The organism is Streptomyces sp. MB09-02B (assembly GCF_033794485.1).
Taxonomy (GTDB): Bacteria; Actinomycetota; Actinomycetes; order Streptomycetales; family Streptomycetaceae; genus Streptomyces.
Genome location: NZ_JARGEE010000714.1, coordinates 1 through 2630 on the forward strand (window position 1 = coordinate 1; position 2630 = coordinate 2630).

At 71.3% G+C, this 2630-nt stretch carries 2 protein-coding genes; both read right to left on the bottom strand.

All coding sequences use genetic code 11. The features are described from left to right. Positions 1-417: 417 nt before the first annotated feature. Entirely contained in the window at positions 418-1170 is a 753-nt protein-coding gene (locus P1P70_RS43205) for a GntR family transcriptional regulator (protein WP_319247772.1), read from the bottom strand. A 147-nt stretch (positions 1171-1317) separates the two neighbouring features. Continuing rightward, positions 1318-2544, bottom strand: a complete 1227-nt coding sequence (locus tag P1P70_RS43210; protein ID WP_319247774.1) for a DUF4190 domain-containing protein — start codon at positions 2542-2544, stop codon at positions 1318-1320. Positions 2545-2630: the final 86 nt, after the last annotated feature.

The window sequence follows — 2630 nt, forward strand, 5'->3', positions numbered from 1 at the left end:
CCTCCAGGTCCCGCCCCCGGATGCCGTCGCGCCCCGCCACCTAAGGAAACCGCAATCCGCATATGCCCGAGCGTACGCCCAACCTTCACACAGCGAATCCGACTTCTCACAAAGAGGTACGCAACCAGCCAGGACGAGGAGGGCGCACCCCGTCGAACGCGCCGCCGATCACCACCCGCGCGCCCCCCAACGCACCGACGAGCAGCGGTCTCGCGCCCTTCGCGCGAAACGAGCACCTACCGGGCGCCATGACCGCCCGCCGCCAAGAACGACCGAATTCGAACTACGTTCGGACGCTTCCCCCAAGGCTGTGACCGGCTGCAACTTCCCTTCGGCAAGGGCCACTTGACCCATGCCCACGCCACCGTCCGATACACGCGGTAGCAGCCGGATCCCCGAACGGGCGGCGCCCCGGCCTCACTTCACCGGCAGGTGGTACGCCACCTGGTAACGGTCCGCCGGCACCACCACGTCCGCCGTCTCCACCGGGCGCCCGGAGGCGAAGTACGTGCGGTGGACGACCAGGACGACATGCCCGGGGACGCCGCCGAGCGCGAGCAGTTCGTCGGACAGACCGGGACGGGCACCGACCTCCTCGGTGACGTTGTCCACGACGACGTCGATGGCCGCCATGCGCTCGACGACACCCATACCGCCGAGGGGCCCCTCCTCGGGGAGCATCACGGGGGTGCGGCCGGTGACGGCGAGGGGCTCCCAGGAGGTGGAGAGCATCATCGTCTCGCCCGCGTCCCGGAAGGTGTACCTCGTGCACATCACGCGGTCGCCGGGCTCGATCGCGAGCCGCTCCGCGATCGTCCGCCCCGCCTCGACCTGCTCGCTGCGCGAGTCCCAGGTGCCGCGCGCCGCGCCGTCGGCCTGCTCCTGCCGGAAGGGCGTGGCACCCCCGGCGGGCCGGAACCCGGAACGGGCGACCCTGCGCGGCACCGGCCGCTCTCGCACATAGGTGCCCGACCCCGAGCGACCTTCCACCAGCCCCTCGGCCATGAGCACCTTGCGGGCCTCCAGCGCGACCGTGTCCGAGACGCCGTACTCCTCGCGGATCCGGGCCTGGGAGGGGAGGCGGGTGTGCGGCGGCAGCGATCCGTTCACGATCTTCCTGCGGAGATCACCCGCGACACGCAAGTACGCCGGCTGCTCACCGAAAGTCACTGGCCGCTCCCATCTGGATGTACAGACAGCAACAGCGTGGCAACCGTGGGTTCAGCCATGCAAGCAAAGGCCAGAGAATCACTCGATGTGATGACATGCACCCGGGGAGGGCTTTACGCAGGCGCTTTCTCCCCACTATGGGCGCGATCACACCTCCGTGCCGGGCCCGTCCTCGCCCTCGCCAGCGTCGGTGCCCCCGTCGTCGTCCGCCGGCGGTCCGGTGGCCAGCCCCAGAGCCTTGCGCGCGGTGATGGCCAGGGTGCCGTCTGTCTGCCGGTGCGCCGCGTCCCAGTGCTCGTTGAAGTCCTCGGCGTCGCTCGCCTCGTGCGCCGCCTCCCACTCCTCGCGCGCCTCGTCCAGGGCCTCGGCGTAGTCGGCTACCTCCTGTTCGACGGCGGGCTCCCAGTCATGCGCGCGCAGGGCGGCCGCCTGCCGCTCCAGGGCGTCGGCCACCTGTGACGCCCACTTCTTGTGCCCGGCCAGGTCGTCCTCGACGTACTCCGTCTCGGGCATGGTGTCGAAGGCGCCGTTCAGGATCGCGTCGGCCTCCAGGAAGGCGAACTGGTCGTCGTCGAGCGTCGTCTCGTCCTGCCGCAGCGAGCCCGTGAGATGGGCCCCCGGGTCCACGTTGCCGAACATGCAGGTGATCTCGCGGTCGCCGTACCGCCAGCTCTCCCGCGTGGGTACGAAGTAGTAGATGTCGACGTCGACAGGGAGCGCCCAGGCGTCCATCGCGTACGCCTTCGAGTACTCGTCGCACCGGTCGTCGGCGACGTCGGTCATCGCGTCGTCACCCGGGAAGTCACGGCCCCCGCCGTCGTCCTCGGGCATCGCGAAGCCGGCGAACACCTCGGCGTCGTGCCGGCCGTCGCACGGCACGATGTCGACGTCGTACGCGTACCCCTCCAGGGAGTCGCTGCGCGAGTCGAAGCACTCGCCCTTCGCCACCGAGAACGTGCCACCCGCGCCGCCCGCCGCGTCGCGGAAGCCGTCGTACGCGTCGCGCGCGCCGCCCGTGGTGAGGGCGAGGGTCATCAGCAGCGCGCCGACCGTCGACAGCACGATTCCGGCCACCGCCATGCCCTTGCCGCGCTCCCCCTTCCTCCTGATCTGCACCAGCGCGAGGACGCCCAGGACCAACCCGATCCCCGGCAGGAAGCAGAGCACCCCGAGCACGAGCGCGGCGATCGCGAGCCCGTTGACGGGCGGGGTGGGCGTCCACGCCGGATACGGCTGCCCCCAGGCCCGGCCCCAGGGTTCGGCGACCGCCCCGTACGGATACGGCTGCCCACCCCCTGCCTGCGGCTGCCCCGGCGGCGGGAACGGGCCACCTCCGGGAGGCGGCTGGGGCCCGAAGGGCGGGGGTGTGGCCACGGGTACGGATACTCCTTGCGGCGGCAGAGGGGAACTGACGTACGACTGGGCGCATGGTAAGCGGGGGACGGGCGCCGGGGATACGC